Raw genomic sequence first — 17,830 nt, forward strand, 5'->3', positions numbered from 1 at the left:
ACCTGCGCGCAGGTTTCTCGACGTAGTTTATCCTGAGCGCCTGCCGCAGGCGGGCAGTCGAAGGGCTCGAAACGAACGGAGGTTTATGTAGCGGGGCGTAGCGCCAGCACGCTGCCTTCGGCGTCGCCCGACAGATAGAGGGTGCCGTCGGGTCCGGCGGTGAGGCCGCAGAAATTGATCATCGGTCCCGCCATGTCGCCGATCGGTCCGAGATATTTGGGGGTGATGCCGACAGGGGCACCGACCGGCAGATGGGTGGCGATGACGCGCTGCGCGCCGCTGGCGGGATCAAGTGCGATCAGCGATTTCGTCTGAGTGTCGACGACATAGAGGGTGCCGTTGCTGATCGCGATGCCTTCGGGGCGGCCCAGTCCTTCAGCGACCGTTTCCGGCTTGCTGCCCTGTTGGAGCCGGACGATGCGCCCCTTGCCCGCTTCGGCGACATAGGCGGTGTCGCCATCCACCGCGACGCCCATCGGCTGGTCGAGACCACTGGCGATTTCGCGCACCCCGCCATTTTCAGCGACATGCACCTGCCCCCTGCCCTGTTCGGCAAAGACGATCGCGCCGCTGGTATTGACCGCGACGCCCATCAGCCGGTCATGGCCATGGCTCATGAAGTCGCTGGCCCCCTCCCCCGGTCGATAACGCGCAAGGCTGCCGGTGCCGGTGGTGACGATCCATTCGCCCGACTGCGCGCCGGGTGCCACGCCGCGCAAATAGCCGGGGCAGCCGGGGTAGAAGATCATGCCCGCCAGTTGGGGCGCAGCGCCGGGACGCAGCGTGTAGCCGAAGGTGCCATCGGCGACGAAGATCGTCCCTGCCCCGTCCACCGCCAGACCAAGCGGCCATTGCAATGCGCGTGGGACGACGGAGCGGACCTTGCCGTCGCCCATCAATTCGGTGATCTCGCCGGGGATGCTGGAGACGAAGATGCGGTCGCCGATGAAGCTGACATTGTCGAGGCCGGGGCCAAGATCGGCCAATATTTCGCGGGTGCCGCTGACCGGGTCGATACGCAGCACCTGACCGCTCGCAACCTGGGTGGTGACGAGGCGGCCCTTGCTGTCGAACTTGACCGAGTCCGGCACACCCAGATCGCCCGCGACGATTTCGGGCGCGCCGCCGTTGAGGTCCACGCGCCAGATTTCATTGGCACCCATGACGGGGAAATAGAGTTTGCCGTCCGGCCCCACCTGAAAGGCATTGGCCATCGGCACATTGTCGAGGATGAGGCGCGGTGCGCCGCCGTCGAGCGGCAATTCCATGATGCGCGCGCCCATGCGACATTCGCCCGCGATCAGCCGACCCTGATGCCAGGTGATCGGGTTGGCGACGGGCATGTCGCCATGGATGATACGCGCCTGCCCGCCGGGCGTCAGCATCGACACGCGGCCTTCGGTGATTTCGGTGAGGTAGAGATTGCCCGCTTCATCGAACACAAGATCGTCGGGCGCGACGATCGCGCCGCCCATCGGGCTGATGGTGGAGATGGCGCCTGTGTCCACGTCGATTGCGCTGACCTGGCTGCCGCCGACCTGCGCGACATAGAGGCGACCATCCGCGCCGGTGGCGAGGCCGTTCGCGCCATAGAGGCGACTGGGCGGGGTGAGCCTTTCAAGGCTCCACCCTTCCCCCGCCGTCATGCCGCTGGGCGCGATGCGGCCATTCATATCAGCCGTAACCCAGCATGGATTTGACTTCGAGATATTCGTGGAAGCCGAACTCGCCCCATTCGCGCCCGTTGCCGCTGCGCTTGTAGCCGCCAAAGGGAGCGTGGAAATCGAAGCCGCCATTCATGCTGACCCAGCCGGTGCGCAGGCGGCGGGCGACGGCGTGGACCGTGTCCGTGTCGAGGCCGTTGACATAGCCCGCCAGGCCAAAGGGGCTGTCATTGGCGATGGCGAGGGCATCGTCCAGATCAGTGTAAGGGATGATGACCAGCACCGGACCGAAAATTTCCTCGCGCGCGATGATCATGTCGTTGGTGCCAAGGAACACAGTCGGGCGGACGAACCAGCCCCGCTCGATGCCGTCAGGGCGACCGGGGCCACCCGCGATCAGGGTCGCGCCTTCGGCCACGCCCTTGGCGATATAGTCCTGGATGATGTTGTACTGCGCCTTGGACACGACCGGACCCATGGCGACATCGCCTGCCGGATCGCCAACAGTCACGGCGTCAGCAGCCGCCTTGGCCGCTGCGAGCGCTTCGTCGAGGCGGGCGGCGGGGACGAGCAGGCGCGATCCGGCGCTGCATGTCTGGCCGCTATTGCCCATCATGCCCGCGGTTGCGCCAGTGACGTTGTCCGCCAGCGCAGCGTCGTCCAGCACAATGAACGCGCTTTTGCCGCCCAGTTCCAGGCCGACGCGCTTGACCGTGGTGGCAGCATCCTTCTGGATTTGCACGCCGACCGGCTCGGAGCCGGTGAAGCTCACCATATCGACATCTGCATGGGTCGAGAGCGCCGTGCCGATGACGCTGCCCTGGCCCTGAATCATGTTGAACACGCCGGCTGGCACGCCCGCCGCGTCGATGATTTCGGCAAGGATTTGGGCGGAGAACGGCGCGAGTTGTGGCGGTTTGAGGATCATGGTGCAGCCGGTAGCGAGCGCGGGAAAGACTTTCACGCAGGTCTGGTTCATCGGCCAGTTCCAGGGCGTGATGAGCGCGCAGACGCCGATCGGCTCGCGACGGATCATGGTGGGTCCACGCAGTTCCTCAAACGCGAAATTTTCCAGCAGTTCGATGGCGGTCTGGAGATGGCCTGCGCCAAGGCCGACATGGAAACCGTTGGCGAGGCCCGATGGCGCGCCCATTTCCTCGCGGATGGCCGCGCCCAGATCGGGCAGGCGGCGCTGATATTCGGCCTGGATCGCGCGGAGCAGGTCAAGCCGCTGTTCCCGCGTCGTTTCCGACCAGGCGGGGAAAGCGCGGCGGGCGGCGGCGACGGCCTTGTCCACGTCGGCTGGCGAACCCAGCGCGATGTGGCCGGCAACCTGCTCGGTCGCCGGGTTGATGACCTCGGCGGTTTTGGGTTCGACCGGATCGACCCACTGGCCGTCGATGTAGAATTGCAGATGGTCGCGCATGGGTCTCTCCGTCTTTATATCCTCCCCCCTTTAGGCGAGGGCTGTCTCACATGACTTTTCGCTATCCCTCCAACGTCATGCTGAATTTATTTCAGCATCCATTTCTCGTCACAAACAACGGCTTGAGCCGGAGCAATGGACCCTGAAACAAGTTCAGGGTGACGGTGAAAGAGGGGGGTCATATGTGATAGCCCTGCCCTCAATGATGAGGTTTTTATTGCGTGCCTTCGGCGTACCAGGTGCGGAATTCGGCATATTTGGGCATTTCTTCCGAATTCGCCTTGGGGTCGATCACGACATGGACCACGCCCACCTTGCCGCTGGCATAGGCGCGTTCGATGGCGGGTTTGATGTCCTCCGCGCGGGTCACATATTCGCCGTGGCAGCCAAAGCCTTCGCCAATCTTATCGAACCGGACATCCTTGCTCCAGTGGGTGCCGGTTTCTTCGGTGCCAGGGCCAAAGGTGCGCTTGTACACGCCGACTTCCAGACCCCATTGATTGTCGACACCAATGACGCAGACCAAAGGCAGCTTGGTGCGCGCGGCGACTTCCAGTTCGGCGATGTGGAACATGAAGCTGCTGTCCGACGTCAGCAACATGCCGGGACGGCTGACCCCGGTCGCTGCCCGATCCGCCAGCATCGCGCCGGTGGCATAGGGGATGCCGGTGCCGATATGCCCGAAATTCTGGTTCCAGATGACGTCGTTGGGCTTGCACTGCGAATAGGTCCACTGGAACACGACGCCCGCGCCGCCATCGCGGATCAGGATGCCGTCCTTGGGGAAGGCCTGGGTCGCTTCTACCGCCAGCCGGGCCGGATGGATGGCGACGTCGCCGCTGCCGTCGCTCTTGGTCAGCGATTCCGCCGCCAGCTCGTCCAGTTCAGCCTGACCGTCGCGCATGAAGGCTGCCAGCATCGGGGCGGGCGCGCGCGGCGTGTCCTTCAGCGCTGCAACCAGCTGCGGCACGACGCCGCGCAGATCGCCGACCAGCGGCACGTCGATCGGGCGGTTGACGCCGATCGCCGACGGATCCTGCTCGACATAGATCCACTTGCGGATCGCTTCATTCTTCATCCAGTAGCGCCATTTGCCGAAATGGACCGGCTCGCCCAGTTCGGTGCCGAGCGCCAGCACAAGGTCGGACTCGGTCACCGCCTCGATCGACGCCTTGGAGAATACGTACTGGAAGGTGCGATCTTCCAGCCCCTTGATGTAGCTGGTGCCGCCCGACGTCTGGATGACGGGGCAGTTCATAAGGTCCGCCAACTCCTTGACCGCCGCGCCGGAGCGCGAGGTGTGGACGCCATGGCCGACTAGCAGGATCGGGTTCTTCGCCGCACGGATCAGATCCGCAGCTTCCTTCACCCGGTCGATGTCCGCCCCCTGATTGACCAGACGATAACGCTCCGGCACCAGCGGCGCGGGCAGGTCCAGTTCTTCCAGGATGATGTGGCTGGGATATTCGATATAGACCGGGCCGGGCGTGCCGCCCATCGCCTTGCGGATGCCCTCACGAATTACCTCGTCGGTCTGGTCGGCATATTCGATCGATGCGGCATATTTGACCGAATTTTCAAACAGCGGCATTTGCTTGACGAACTGGATGCGGCCACGGCGGACGCGCTGTTCGGTGACGCGGGCGCGCTGGCCCGACAGGAAGATGACCGGCGAATGTTCGACCAGCGCGCACTGGATGGCGGGCGCCATATTGGCGATGCCCGGCCCCAGCGTGCCGATGGCAACGGCGGGCTTGCCGGTGATGCGCGAGGCGGCTTCGGCCATGAAACCGGCGGCGGCTTCATGGTGCGGGGCCACCACGGTCCAGCCGCGCCGTTCCGCTTCCAGGAACATATGGACGAAATTCGGGTCGGGAATACCGAACAGCGTGTTGATGCCCTCAGCCTCGAACAGGTCGAGGACGCGCTTGTAAACCGGGGTGCCCGGCTTGCCCGATGCGGTCACAGCGGCAGCGGCGGGCTTGGGATCGTCATAGCTCATTTCAGGTGCCTCGGTGCGCCCGTACCCATGTACGCGGCTAGGTTGCGGTGAAAATTGGTGATCTTGCGTTCCTGATGCGGATTGGGCAGCGGCCCGCGGAAACCGCGCGACTTCATCCCCTTCTGCACCCATTCCATGTTGGAAAAATCCTGCGCCAGGACAGCGCCCCAGCCTTCGGCGGTCGCGGGCGCATTGTCCCACTCCGTCTGCGGTTCTTCGCCTTCCGGGAAACGCTCGATCGCGTAGGATTCGAAAATGCACATATTGGGATCGTCGCCATAGGGCCGCGTGCGATAGCAAAGCGCGAAGGTGATCCCGTGCAGCACCGACATGTTGGGAAAGACGTTCCACGCAAGGCCCGCTTCCGACATGATTTCGGGCGGAATTTCCGGCCAGATGACGCCGCGCGCGGCATCGTCGGCCTTGGCCGATTTCAGCCAATGGGCAATGACATCGGCAGGCGGCGTGCCTTCGGGCAGTTCGTCCACCAGACGGCTGGCGGCATTCACCAGCGTCTCGGTAGAGGCCGCATAGTTGAGCGTTTCGTAATTTTCACGGATCAGTTCGTAAGTCGAGCGGCGCGGATCGTCGCCCTTGCCCGCGCGGGTCACGCTGCTGCTCTGGCTCATGCTGAAGGCCGGGTCGCGCTGGTCGAAGCCGCTGACGCCGTGCAGGCCATAGGCGGCGCTATAGGCGTAATAATCGCCATAGGCGAGCAGCTGGCTGTGGGTGCCAGCGACATGATAGGGTTCCATGAACGCTTCGAGCGCGGTTTTCCAGTTGGCCGGATAGACCACCCATTTGCGCCATTTGTAGCGCATCTTGTCCAGTTCGAAATGCGACAATATGCGCCCGGCATCGCCCAGAAATGCGACCAGCGGCTGCGCGTCCATATCCATATGGACCCAGACCCAGCCACCCCATGTGTCGAGCTTGACCTCCGACAAATGGGTGCAGTCTGGCGTCAATGCGCCCTGCCAGTCCTGCGGATCGAGAATATATGTGTTGTTGCCTTCGATATCGAAGGTCCAGCCGTGGAAGCCGCAGATAAAATTCCTGCGTCCGTTGCCGCGCACCGAATGGACGGTGTCGGGCGTATTGACCAGCTGGCGGCCGCGATGCGGGCAGACGTTGAAATAGGCCTTCAGCCGATCTGGCGCGGTGCGCACGATGATGATCGAATCGTCGCAGATATTATAGGTCAGCCAATCGCCGACGTTCGGCAACTCCTCGACCCGGCACGCCATCTGCCAGACCTTTGGCCACAGATATTCCTTCTCCGCCGCGGCATAGTCCTTCGACAGGAATGCCTCGGTCGGATAGGTGAGTGGCTTGGTCAGATCGTCCACATCGATGTTCATCGGTTTGTTCACGACATCCTCCGGCAAATAGAGCCAGCCTGGTCTTTGGCCCGGTTGGTTGCGTGCGCGCACAGACATGGCACGCATCCGCTACAGACAGGGGTTTGCATCTCGTATCGCATGGCCCTGCCCGTCCCAACCGAAAGACGCGCAGGCCCTGCGATCATCCCCCCAGCGATCAGCGGGTCAACTCCATGCCCGCCAGATCGCCCTTTGCACGCCAATCCTCCAGCAAGGTCTGGAACGCGGCCCAGCCCGGCCCGTAGCTGCGGAACAGCGCCCAGGGGGCTTTCACCTGACCTTCATTGGTGAAATAGCTGGGGGTACATTCGATCTGGAAGGCGGAGGTGTCATATTCCACGTCGTGGAAGTGCTGGACATAGGCGTCCTGCGCTTGCCTGGTGGTTTCGACCGAGGTTGCCCCCTTTTCCATAGTCGCATGGATGATATGGGCGATATGCTGCGCCTGCCGCCCGAACTGTTCGGTGACGCTGGCATTGAGGCCGCCCTGAATATAGCCAATGAAGAACTGGTTGGGGAAACCATGGGTCATGGTGCCGTGCAGAGTCAGCGGACCGTTTGCCCAATGATCGTAGATGGACAGGCCGCCCCGCCCCTCCACCACGTCGATACCCCAGCGCCGCTTGAGATCGCTGGTGACTTCAAAGCCGCTGGCGAAGATCATCGCATCGACTTCATATTCGACGCCGTTCGACACGAAGCCCTTTTCTGTCATCCGTTCCAGCCCGCGCGAATCCGCAACGTCGATCAGCTTCACATTGGGCTGATTGAAGGCGGCGTAAAAATCGTTGCTGGACAGCGGACGCTTGCACAGGAAACGATACCAGGGCTTGAGCGAGGCAGCGGTCGCCTCGTCCTTCACCATCTCATCGACGCGCGCGCGCAGCCGTTCCATGACGCGATAATCCACCACTTCGCGCCGGGCCATAAATTCTTCAGGCGAGAGTTGCGGCCAGCCTTCGGCTTCCAGCTCGGCATGGAGGTTGCGCGCGATTTCTGTCCAGATGTCGCAGATCAAATCCTGCTCGCCGGGCATGAAAAATTCCATCGCGGCGCGGTGGAAATTGGCCTGCCGCTCCGCCTGCCAGCCCGGTTGCAGCGATTCGGCCCAATCGGGATCGGTCGGCGGATTGGGCCGTTCGTCCACGGTCGAAGGCGTGCGCTGGATGACATAGAGTTGCTGGGCGTAGCGGGCGAGATGCGGCACCGCCTGGATCGCGGTGGCGCCAGTGCCGAGGATGGCGACGCGCTTGTCGCCCAGCCTGTCCAGCACCGGATTTTCGTAACTGCCGCCGGTATAGCCATAGTCCCAGCGGGCGGTGTGGAAAATCTTGCCCTTATACTGGTTGATCCCTTCGATCCCCGGCAGCTTGGGCATGTTGAGGACGCCGCAGCCCATGATGACGAAGCGGGCGCGAAATTCGTCGCCCCGGCTGGTGGCGACGCGCCAGCGATGGATGCCCTCATCCCATTTCAGCGAGGTGATGAGGGTGTGGAACAGGGCGCGGTCGTGAAAGCCGAAAGTCTGCGCGATCTGCTTGATATAACCCTGAATTTCCGCGCCGTCGGCAAATTTCTTGGACGGCATGAAGCCGGTTTCTTCGAGCAGCGGCAGATAGCAATAGGCGTCATTGTCGCACTGGATGCCGGGATAGCGGTTCCAGTACCAAACGCCGCCAAAGTCGCCAGCATGGTCGATATTGCGGAAATTGGTGACGCCCTGTTTGGTCAGATGATAGCCGGCCAGCACCCCGGCAAAGCCGCCGCCCAGCACCAGCACGTCCAGTTCCTCGACGATCGGATCGCGCGGAACGACCGGCTGATGGGGATCATCGTCATAGCTGTGGGTCGTGTCGTCGGTCGTGGGTTGATATTGTCCCTGCCCGTCGCCGCGCAGACGCTTGTCGCGCTCCTCGCGATATTTTTCGCGCAGCGCTGGGATATCGAATGTATCGGGCGCTGGCGTCCGCGTGGGCTTGCAACTCATATCCGCTCCATGGATTCTATCGTTGCGGGGAGTTAATCAACACTACTGTTCATTTGCAACGCAGAGCGCCCGGTTAGCGCTGTGGCGATCTTTTCTTGTCTGACCTATTTTGCCCGCCTCGCCTCGCGCTAGAACCGCGACCGACAAGAGAATGAGAGGACAGAGTATGGCGCAGCCGCTGATGAGTTTTGAGGGACGCACGATCATCGTCACCGGCGCAGCAGGCGGCGGCATCGGCACCGCGACGACCAAGATGCTGGCGCAGGCGGGCGCGACCGTGATCGCCGCCGGACGGACCCAGGCCAAGTTCGACGCGCATATCGCGCCGCTGATCGCGCAGGGGCTGGCGATTGTGCCGGTGATTGCTGACGTCGGCACGGACGAGGGTGTGGCGAAGGTGATGGAGGCGGCGCTGGCCGCGCCCGGCACCCTCTATGGTCTGGCCAATGTCGCAGGCGGGGCCGCGCCGCAGACCTGGATGCGGGCGGAACGGGTGACGCGCGCGGACTGGCGCGCGCTGTTCGAGCAGAATCTGGAAACGATGTTCTTCATGAGCCAGGCGGTGGCCCGGGAGCTGCGCGCACGCGGCAATCCGGGTGCGATCGTGGGGGTATCCTCGATCAGCGGGCTGAACAGCGCGCCCTATCATGTCGCCTATGGCACGGCGAAGGCGGCGATCGTCGCGGCGACGCGCACGCTGGCGACCGAATTGGCGCTCGACAATATTCGCGTCAACACGGTGGCCCCCGGCACGACGATCACGCCGGGATCGGGTGCCTATATTGACGAGGATGTCGCCCGCGATCAGGCCGCCATCGCCATGGGCCGCCGCGCCCAGCCGGAGGAGCAGGCCGGGGCCATCGCTTTCCTGCTGTCCGACCTGTCGAGCTATATCACCGGGCAGACCATCCTTGTCGATGGCGGGCTGAACCTGAAATGGACCCATTTGGGGGCGGACAATACGTCGCTATTCCTGAAGAATGAGGATTTCCGCGCGGCCATAAAGGCGTAAAGCCAGTGCCATGAGCGCGATCGAACGACTGACCCTGCGCGGCGCAGGCCTGGACCTGGCTGCCGATGCGACTGGCCCTGTGGACGGGCAACCTTTATTGTTTCTGCATGGCAGCGGGCAGACGCGGCAAAGCTGGGGCAAGGCGCTGGTGGAGGCCGCGCGGCATGGTTTTCGCGCGATCAGCCTGGATTTGCGCGGCCATGGCGACAGCGATTGGTCGCCGGACGGGCGCTATGATCTCGACCTGTTTGCCGACGATCTGCGCGCCGTGCTGACGCAGTTGGAGCAGCCGCCGGTGGTGGTGGGCGCGTCGCTGGGCGGCATTGTCGGGATGATGGTGGCGGCGGCGGACCCTGCGGCGCTGCGCGCGCTGGTGCTGGTGGACATTACCGCTCATGTCGACATGGAAGGCGCGAACGAGGTGATCGCGTTCATGAGCGCGGGCGCGGACGGCTTCGCCTCGATCGAGGAGGCCGCGGATGCGGTGTCCGCCTATCTCCCCCATCGCGACAAGCCGCGCAGCAGCAAGGGGCTGGCCAAGAATCTGCGCCAGCGGGGTGATCGCTGGTACTGGCATTGGGACCCCGCCTTCATGTCGATGGGCGCGGATGTGAAACAACAGGCCGAGGGACCAACCGTGCTGGAAAGCGCAGCGCGTGGCCTGACCATCCCTACCCTGCTGATCCGGGGCGGGCGCAGCCGTATCGTCACCGAAGAGGGCGCGCGGGCCTTCATGGAAATGGTGCCGCACGCCGACTATGTCCATATCGACGGCGCCCACCATATGGTCGCGGGCGACGCCAATGATGCATTCAACGACGCGGTGTTCGCCTTTGCGGACCGGCAGCTGGGGTGAGGCGGGTTGTTAAACCCGCCCCGTCACCGGGATCAGCGCGCCGGTGATCGGCGTGGCCTCTGCCGACAACAGAAAAGCCACCACGCCCGCAAGCTGCGCGGGCGACACCCATTTCGCATAATCCGCGTCTGGCATGTCGGCGCGGTTGGCGGGCGTATCGAGGATGCTGGGTAGGATGGCGTTCACGCGCACGCCTTCGTCCTTCAACTCCTCGGCCAATGCCTCGGTCAGGCGCGCGACGCCGGATTTGGAGGCGGCATAGGCGCCCATCCCCGCCCCGGCCTTCACCGATGCCGCTGCGCCGATATTGACGATCGCCCCCTGACTGGCGCGCAACAGGGGCAACAGCGCGCGGCTGGCGATCAGGGCGGTGCGGACGTTCATGGCATAGAGCCGATCCCATGTCGCGACGCTGCCGTCCGCCACGGTTTCCCAGGCGAAACCGCCCGCGATATTGACCAGCCCGTCGAGCCGCCCAACTTCGCTTTCGATCCGCGCCGCCGCTGCCGTCACCGCCGCCTCATCGGTGAGGTCCACGCCGCCGAGCGCCAATGCAACGCCATCGGGCGCTACATCGCCCAGATCGATACCGACCACTGTCCATCCGGCGTCGCTCAATATCTCGACCGCCTTGCGCCCCAATGCGCCCGCCGCGCCCGTAACTGCTACTATGCCTGCCATTGCCCTGCCCTTCTGTGATCCCGATTAGATGCCCGCCATGCACATATATTTGATTTCGACATAGTCCTCTATGCCATGGCGCGATCCTTCGCGGCCCATGCCGGATTGCTTGATGCCGCCGAAGGGCGCGACCTCGGTCGAGATCAGCCCGGTGTTGATGCCGACCATGCCAACCTCCAGCGCCTCCCCTACCCGCCACACGCGACCCAGATCACGCGTGTAGAAATAGCCCGCCAGCCCGACTTCGCTATCATTGGCCATAGCGATCACTTCCTCCTCCGTATCGAAGGTGAAGAGCGCGGCGAGCGGGCCGAATGTTTCCTCGCTGGCCAGCGCCATGGCGGGGGTGCAGCCTGCAATGATGGTCGGTTCGTAGAAGCTGTGGCCCAGCGGATGGCGACGCCCGCCGCTGACCAGCCGGGCGCCCTTGGCCAGGGCGTCGGCGAGATGCTCCTCGACCTTTTCGACCGCCTTGTCGTCGATCAGCGGCCCCTGGGTCACACCCGCATCGATGCCTGGTCCGACCTTCAGCTTCGCCACGGCTTCGGCCAGTTTCTGTTCGAAAGTCAGGGCAATATCGCGATGGACGAAGATGCGGTTGACGCAGACGCAGGTCTGGCCGCTGTTGCGATATTTGGACGCGATTGCCCCTTCGACTGCGGCATCGAGATCGGCGTCGGCAAAGACGATGAAGGGCGCATTGCCGCCCAGTTCCATCGACAATTTCTTCATCGTCGGCGCGCATTGCGCCATCAATGTGCGGCCAACCTCGGTCGATCCGGTGAAGCTTAATTTGCGTACCAGGGGATTGGCGGTGAGTTCGCCGCCGATAACTCGTGACGATCCCGTAACGACATTGAACACGCCCGCTGGCACCCCTGCCCGCTCGGCCAGCACCGCCAGCGCCAGCGCAGTGAGCGGCGTTTGCGTGGCGGGTTTCAACACCATGGTGCAACCAGCCGCCAGCGCCGGAGCGGCCTTGCGCGTGATCATCGCGGCCGGGAAGTTCCAGGGCGTGATCGCGGCGACGACGCCGACCGGCTGCTTGATGACGACGATGCGGCTGTCGGCGCGGTGGGACGGGATGATTTCACCATAGACACGCCGCGCCTCCTCCGCGAACCATTCGATGAAGCTGGCGGCATAGCCGATCTCGCCCTTGGCCTCGGCCAGCGCCTTGCCTTGCTCGCGGGTCAGGATCATGGCCAGATCATCCTGATGCGCAATCAGCAGGTCGAACCAGCGGCGCAGGATGCGGGCGCGCTCCGCCGCCGTTTTCGCCCGCCATGCCGGGAGCGCTGCATCGGCGGCGGCGATGGCGGCGTGGGTTTCGCTCACGCCCAGATCGGGGATGGAAGCGATGGTCGCGCCAGTCGCCGGGTCGATCACGGGAATGGTCGGCACCCCGGTCCAGAGGCCGTCGATCAGGCACTGGTCGCGCAACAGCGATGGATCGGCAAGGGCGATGGTCATGATGTCAGCTTTCCGGCGGGTGGCAATTTGGATGGATGGTTTGGCCAGCGCGCAGCTATGCGTCAACGCGGGCGATTAAGGATCGACCCCGCGATGAGCGGGCAGCCGTCGCGAGGCGGTGTAGGAGTAGACTTGCTATAAAGAATATATCGTTTAATATTATCGATCATACTACTGTTATTACGTAGCTTATTTTTTGCGTATAATTCGGTGTGATTGACACTATGCAACCCTCTAATCTGCGCTCGAACCATGAAAATGGGCTAATCCTTGCCTATGCCGAAGCGCAAGGGGCGCTGGAACGGCTGGAGGAGCGGCGCAAGCTTAGCCCGGTTCGCTATCCCTGGCGGATTCGCACACTCATAGCCGAACGGCAAGCGTTGGCGCGGATCGACAATAGCCCTATCGACGATCGGGATTTTACGATTGATGGTCGTGGTGCCGTCTCGACCTCCGCCTTCGATCTCAGCCATTGGCGACAGGCGGTTGGTGCGTCGATCACACTTGACGCACTTCTTAATGACGGCCTGGAGGTGCTGCGCTGGCTTGGTGTGGTCCCGTCGATCGGGACTGATCCGACTTCTATTTTACGGTCAGGCCGCAATGCGGCGGACATTTTGCTAGCTGTTGCTGCATGGCAGCGCGATGTCGCGGCACTCCCCGCCTCCCCGCCCCTGCTTCATGGCGCGCAGCTGTTCCAGCTCTGGCGACGTTATGCGCCGATCGGGCAGGGCGATCTTGTCGCCAGCCTGCTGATCGGCGATCGTTGGGGTCCGGGGCGATGGACCGGCTCGGCTGGAGGATTGATCGCGCTGGGGCTGGACAGCGGTGAAGCTGCATGGAAGCGGGCGACGGGCGACCGACTGGATTGGCTCTGGATCGACGCGATCAGCACCGGCGCACACGCCCATCTCGATCTGGAAACGCGGTTGCGTGCCTATGCCTGGCGGGCGGCGCAGCATATTGAGCGGCGGCGGCGGCCGGGTGGGTTGAAGGACGTGCTGCGCCTGGCCATGGCCCATCCACGCATATCGAGCAGCTCGGTGGCCAAGGCATTGGGCCTGACATCAGCGGGTGCGATCAAATTATTGACCATCGCAGTGGGCGAAGGATTGCTGATCGAGCAATCCGGGCAGGCCAGCTACCGCAGCTATGCCTTGCCCGTCAGCATGACGCCACTCTTCCCACAACGTTCGCACCGGCCTTCAGATTGGCTCATGAACGATTTTTGGTCGGATGAGTCTGAAAATGACACCTCGCCAGAGCCTCTCTGAGCGCCATTTCGCACGATGGATGACCGGAGATATGCCGGACAACCAGACGCGCTCCAAGAGGCTCTCAGGGCCATTTCTGCCATTTTCGTCTTTTGTTCACGCTTCTGAAACTATGCACGAGCGGTGTCGCTCGATGAGAGCGCACGAATCTGAAAACACGTTGAGTTCAATGCGTCGGACATAATGCGTCCATGGGCGAGGGAATTCTGGTGCGTTGTCGGCAAAACCCGCTGTCACAATTTAACGAACAGCATTGCGCAAGTGTCGACTCGACGTGTTTTCAGAATCACTGATGCGGCGTGTTCATTTTCTGACCACCAATTCTAACGACGAGTATCGCATTGTGCGAAAGGCGAGCATCTGCGGCGTTTGAGCGGGCAGGGTGCCTGTAGGGCAGGAGCCATCAGACCGAAATGACACTAGCGCAGCAGTAAGAACCTCGTCCAGAACGCGATTCTAAAAACACGTTCAGGTCACGCGTTCTGTATCAGCGTCGACCTACGATCACAGGCGATATTTATTGCGCCGGTGATGTTCCTTGACGAAGCCATAGAAGCGCTTGGAATAGTTGCGCGGCAGTTCCGAGGGATTAGCCCCAAGAAATGCATCGAAGCGGCGCAGCAGCTCGTCATAGTCCCAGCCAGGAAAGTCGGTACGAATGGCGGCATAAATTTCAGGGTCGATCATTCTGTTGGCGGTCGTGCGGGCAGCAAAGTCGGATCGGCGTGCAGGTGGCGTTCCGATCACACGTCGCGGCGCGTCATCTGTGCTGACCCGCATTCCCCTGGACAGGCTGGAAATCATACCCAGCGCAAGACGCGGATCGACCATATCCTGATCGTCCTGGGCGGGGGAGGGGAGGGCGGCCTGTCGCCGGGTTCTGGCTCGCTCGCTCAGATGCCGCCGCATCACCATCTTCATCTTGGGGCGCGGGCCATCTCCGTCAATCACTTCCAGACTGATATCGGGCAGGTCATTGACGCGGGCGAGATCCAGCAATTTGCGCTTGAATACGGGATAGAGGCTCTCGCTGCCGCTCTTCTGGTGCAGCGTCTCGAAACCGATGGTGAAGCCGTCCGCGCCATTGCCCCCGGCATGTTTGCGCGAGGCGCGATAGAGCCATTTACCAAGGCCGCTGGTAATCTCGAAATAGAGCGGTGAAATCGATAGCACGTTGCGCTTGTCCATCACCCCGTCGAAGAACCATTTGGACAAAGTGATTTCCATACCCAGCGACCGCTGGGTGCGTTCGTCGACCAGATGGGTATAGCTGTCGATCCAGGAGAAAGTCGTCTCGCGGCTTTTGGCGCTGGCGCGGATATTGGTCTTGATCGTGGTCGCCTGAAGTCGATCCAGCGCATTGACGAGCCGCTCATAGGCGCGGCCGCTCGTCCCCCAGCAGATGCGTTTGAGCAGGTCGCCCGGTTGCAGCCGGATCACCGGCGACAGATCATTGGACCCGCGTTCGCGCAATTCGTTGAGGTGGGAGGCGAGGTAGATCATAATGTCCGCGTCCCAGATCGTCGCCATGCCATAGGCGGGATTGGGTGAGACATGGACGCTCACCGACTTGTCGGGGCTGGTATAATCGATGGGCTTTATGCGTTTGCGCTTCGACAGGCTGAAGAAGGGCCGCTGCATCGTCTCCTGATAATCACGCAACGAAATGTCGCTGAAATCAGGCAGGGTGAAGAACATTTCGAACTGGACCTTGCGCTCTTTCAGCGCCGTCTTGAGTTCGCCCTCAATCTCCACCCTATTGGTCCCGTCCTGTGTTCCCTCCAGGGGGAAAATTGTGATAACATTCTGAAATATAACAATAAAAGAGGATTTTTCAGCTTTTCATCCCTTGGCCCTTAACGCCGCCGCGAACGCATGATCTTTGCCTGTTCGATCACCGGGCGCAACGCCTCCAAGATGGCGTCGGTCGACAGGTCGGACGGCATCAGTGACAGTGTCAAAAGCTTTTGCTGGTCCTTGTCGACCTGCCCGACGGTTGCGCCGTCCGCAGCTGCGATCGTCGCCTTCTGCACCCGGCCCTTGACGGTCACAGCCTTGAGCAGGCGCGCCAGCACTTCCGAACCGGCAATGGGCTGTTCGTCACCTGAGCGGCGAAAGCTTTGTTCCGACGCGATCTGGTCGGCCGCAGCCTCCAGCTTGCCGCGGGCCGTTGGATCGCGCAGCAGGGGCAGGAGCTTTTCAGCATATTTGGCCTGAAGGTCCATCGGCGAATGAAAGGCGCTGACCAGCAACGGCGGAATTTCGGTGAGCGCAATATAGCGCGACAGCTGCGACTTGGAGATTTTGAGCCGCTCGGCCATGCGCAACTGTACGCCGCCATAGAAACGATCGACCGCGGCCTTGTAGTTCGCACCGCGTTCGAGATCGGAAATATCCTCCCGCTCGCGATTTTCGATGTCGGCCAGGCGGAAGGCCGCTTCATCGTCCAGATCCTCGATGATCGCGATCAGTTCGATGTCGGGGTAGTGATTGGCGTTGAGCCAGGCGATCGCCCAGTGCCGCCGCGTACCGGTGACCAACTCATAGGGCAGTTCGCCCTGCGGCGTGCGGCGCACCACGGCGGGGATGCGATTGCCGCCCTCGGCCAGGATAGAATCGATCAGGCTGCGCAGACGATGCTCGTCGAGGAGCGAATAGTCGCGCGCATTGCCCGACCAGATCGAACATTCCGACGGCTTCAACCGGATCGTCGGGCGCTTGACGATCCGCGCCGCCTCACCAAAGGCTTCGAGCCGCTTGTTGGTGAAATTGGGGCGCGGAGCCGCAGGATTGGCATCGCTCGCCGGGACGGGCGTGGGCGCTGGATCGTTGAGCGAGGCAGCTAACGCTTCGCTGATCAGGGACCGACGGCTCATGCCGCGACCCCCACGCTGGCGTCAGCGGTCAGGCTGGTCGATGGCCATTGCTGGCGGATCTGCTGTTCGACCTCGGCAAAGACAGCATCGAGATTGTCACGGCAGCGCGTATAGGTCTGGTGCGAGGCGGACGGCTTGGATTCATAGATGGAGCGGAACGCCTGCGTGGCGTTCTTGATTTCCTCGGACGCCAGGATCGGTTGCCCCAGCAGCAGCCCGGCATAGGTTGCCTGCATGATCCGCCACATATCATTCTCACCGGGCTTGCTGGGGGAGAAGGCGGAACAGACAACGCGGATGAAGCCATAGTCCACTGGCGTGCCATTTTCTTCGAGAATCTCGATATTGTCCGCGATCGTGTCCATGAAATGGATGGTCGAGAGATAATCGAGTTGGCGCGCCGGCACGGGGATCAGCAGGCCGGTCGCGGCGGCCATAACGTTGAGGCCCAGAAAACCCATGGCTGGCGGCGGATCGAGCAGGATGACGTCGAAATCCTTGGTCACGCTGGCAATGCCGATGCGCAACGCCTGCAACCCTTCGCGTACGGCCTGCCCGCCTTCGCGCAACGTCGCGGTCAGATCCCATTCGGCGTCCTGCAGGCCAAGGCTCGATGGCACGATCTTGATGGTCGGCCAGGGCGTGTCGCGGATCGTCTGGGAAAAATCACTGAAGGTGCTGCGCGGTGAGAGGAACGCGCCAAGCGTTTGCTCGTCATCAATCAGCGTTTCGGGCTGGATGTCGAACATGGTGGTGGTGGAGGCCTGAGGGTCGCAATCGATCACCAGCACGCTGTACCCATGCAGCGCGAGATAGTCGGCCAGATGCTTGGTAATCGTGCTTTTGCCGACCCCGCCCTTGAAATTCTGCACGGCCAGCACGACCGCATCCTCGTCCGGCTGCTTGCCCACCTGTATGCCGAGCGCGGTGCGAATCTGGGTCAGATCCTCAAGCGTGTAATAGCGGCGGCCATTGGGCAGTTGCTTGGGCTGGGGCAGGCGGCCCTTGGCTTCCGCCTTGGCCAGCGCTTCGGGGGTCCGGCCGATCAGTTCGGCAGCGACGGTCGGGCCGAAAGTGATATCGAGCGTCTTGTGATTGTCCGGCCGGAACACGATCGTCTTGATATGATCGCGCATTTGCTGGCAGGCTGTGGTGACGTTACGCAGTGTGTTGACTGTAAACGACATGGTGCCTCGC

At 62.5% G+C, this 17,830-nt stretch carries 13 protein-coding genes; 3 read left to right on the top strand and 10 right to left on the bottom strand.

Translation table 11 applies throughout. The features are described 5' to 3' along the window. Positions 1-83: 83 nt before the first annotated feature. The 5 genes from ACODR8_RS11815 to ACODR8_RS11835 all read right to left on the bottom strand — a co-directional run bounded on the left by ACODR8_RS11815 (position 84) and on the right by ACODR8_RS11835 (position 8,461). Positions 84-1,673 (bottom strand): SMP-30/gluconolactonase/LRE family protein, encoded by a 1,590-nt coding sequence (locus ACODR8_RS11815; RefSeq protein ID WP_489007416.1) that lies wholly within the window; start codon positions 1,671-1,673, stop codon positions 84-86. Between the two features lies 1 nt (position 1,674). Further along, on the bottom strand, positions 1,675-3,090 hold the full coding sequence (locus tag ACODR8_RS11820; protein ID WP_489007417.1) for an aldehyde dehydrogenase family protein: 1,416 nt from the start codon (positions 3,088-3,090) through the stop codon (positions 1,675-1,677). Between the two features lie 214 nt (positions 3,091-3,304). After that, complete coding sequence (locus tag ACODR8_RS11825; RefSeq protein ID WP_489007418.1) at positions 3,305-5,092, bottom strand: thiamine pyrophosphate-binding protein; 1,788 nt, start codon at positions 5,090-5,092, stop codon at positions 3,305-3,307. Continuing rightward, positions 5,089-6,465, bottom strand: a complete 1,377-nt coding sequence (locus ACODR8_RS11830; protein WP_489007507.1) for an aromatic ring-hydroxylating oxygenase subunit alpha — start codon at positions 6,463-6,465, stop codon at positions 5,089-5,091. Before ACODR8_RS11830 ends, ACODR8_RS11825 begins: the two co-directional genes overlap by 4 nt. Positions 6,466-6,631: 166 nt before the next feature. Continuing rightward, the gene (locus ACODR8_RS11835; protein ID WP_489007419.1) at positions 6,632-8,461 is read right to left on the bottom strand and encodes a flavin-containing monooxygenase; all 1,830 of its coding nucleotides are present in this window, start codon (positions 8,459-8,461) and stop codon (positions 6,632-6,634) included. Positions 8,462-8,627: 166 nt separating this feature from the next. On the opposite strand from ACODR8_RS11835, the gene ACODR8_RS11840 reads away from it, so the two are divergent. After that, on the top strand, positions 8,628-9,473 hold the full coding sequence (locus ACODR8_RS11840; RefSeq protein WP_489007420.1) for an SDR family NAD(P)-dependent oxidoreductase: 846 nt from the start codon (positions 8,628-8,630) through the stop codon (positions 9,471-9,473). Between the two features lie 10 nt (positions 9,474-9,483). Next, a complete protein-coding gene (locus tag ACODR8_RS11845) occupies positions 9,484-10,329 on the top strand; it encodes an alpha/beta fold hydrolase (protein ID WP_489007421.1) in 846 nt (281 codons plus the stop codon). 9 nt (positions 10,330-10,338) lie between these two features. On the opposite strand, the gene ACODR8_RS11850 is transcribed toward ACODR8_RS11845, so the two are convergent. Both ACODR8_RS11850 and ACODR8_RS11855 read right to left on the bottom strand, forming a co-directional pair. After that, positions 10,339-11,010, bottom strand: coding sequence for an SDR family NAD(P)-dependent oxidoreductase (locus ACODR8_RS11850; RefSeq protein ID WP_489007422.1), 672 nt, complete (start codon positions 11,008-11,010; stop codon positions 10,339-10,341). A 24-nt stretch (positions 11,011-11,034) separates the two neighbouring features. After that, positions 11,035-12,483, bottom strand: coding sequence for an NAD-dependent succinate-semialdehyde dehydrogenase (locus ACODR8_RS11855; protein ID WP_489007423.1), 1,449 nt, complete (start codon positions 12,481-12,483; stop codon positions 11,035-11,037). Positions 12,484-12,707: 224 nt separating this feature from the next. On the opposite strand from ACODR8_RS11855, the gene ACODR8_RS11860 reads away from it, so the two are divergent. Next, a complete protein-coding gene (locus ACODR8_RS11860) occupies positions 12,708-13,757 on the top strand; it encodes a hypothetical protein (RefSeq protein ID WP_489007424.1) in 1,050 nt (349 codons plus the stop codon). 504 nt (positions 13,758-14,261) lie between these two features. Here the strand turns inward: ACODR8_RS11860 and ACODR8_RS11865 are convergent. The 3 genes from ACODR8_RS11865 to ACODR8_RS11875 form a co-directional block, all read right to left on the bottom strand. Then, positions 14,262-15,512 carry a replication initiator protein A gene (locus ACODR8_RS11865; protein ID WP_489007425.1) on the bottom strand — a complete coding sequence of 417 codons (1,251 nt, stop codon included), beginning with the start codon at positions 15,510-15,512 and terminating at the stop codon, positions 14,262-14,264. A 101-nt stretch (positions 15,513-15,613) separates the two neighbouring features. Continuing rightward, a complete protein-coding gene (locus tag ACODR8_RS11870; protein ID WP_489007426.1) occupies positions 15,614-16,633 on the bottom strand; it encodes a ParB/RepB/Spo0J family partition protein in 1,020 nt (339 codons plus the stop codon). Further along, positions 16,630-17,820 (bottom strand): AAA family ATPase, encoded by a 1,191-nt coding sequence (locus ACODR8_RS11875; RefSeq protein ID WP_119746810.1) that lies wholly within the window; start codon positions 17,818-17,820, stop codon positions 16,630-16,632. Before ACODR8_RS11875 ends, ACODR8_RS11870 begins: the two co-directional genes overlap by 4 nt. Positions 17,821-17,830 lie beyond the last annotated feature (10 nt).

It is taken from the genome of Sphingobium sp. FG58 (assembly GCF_057809055.1).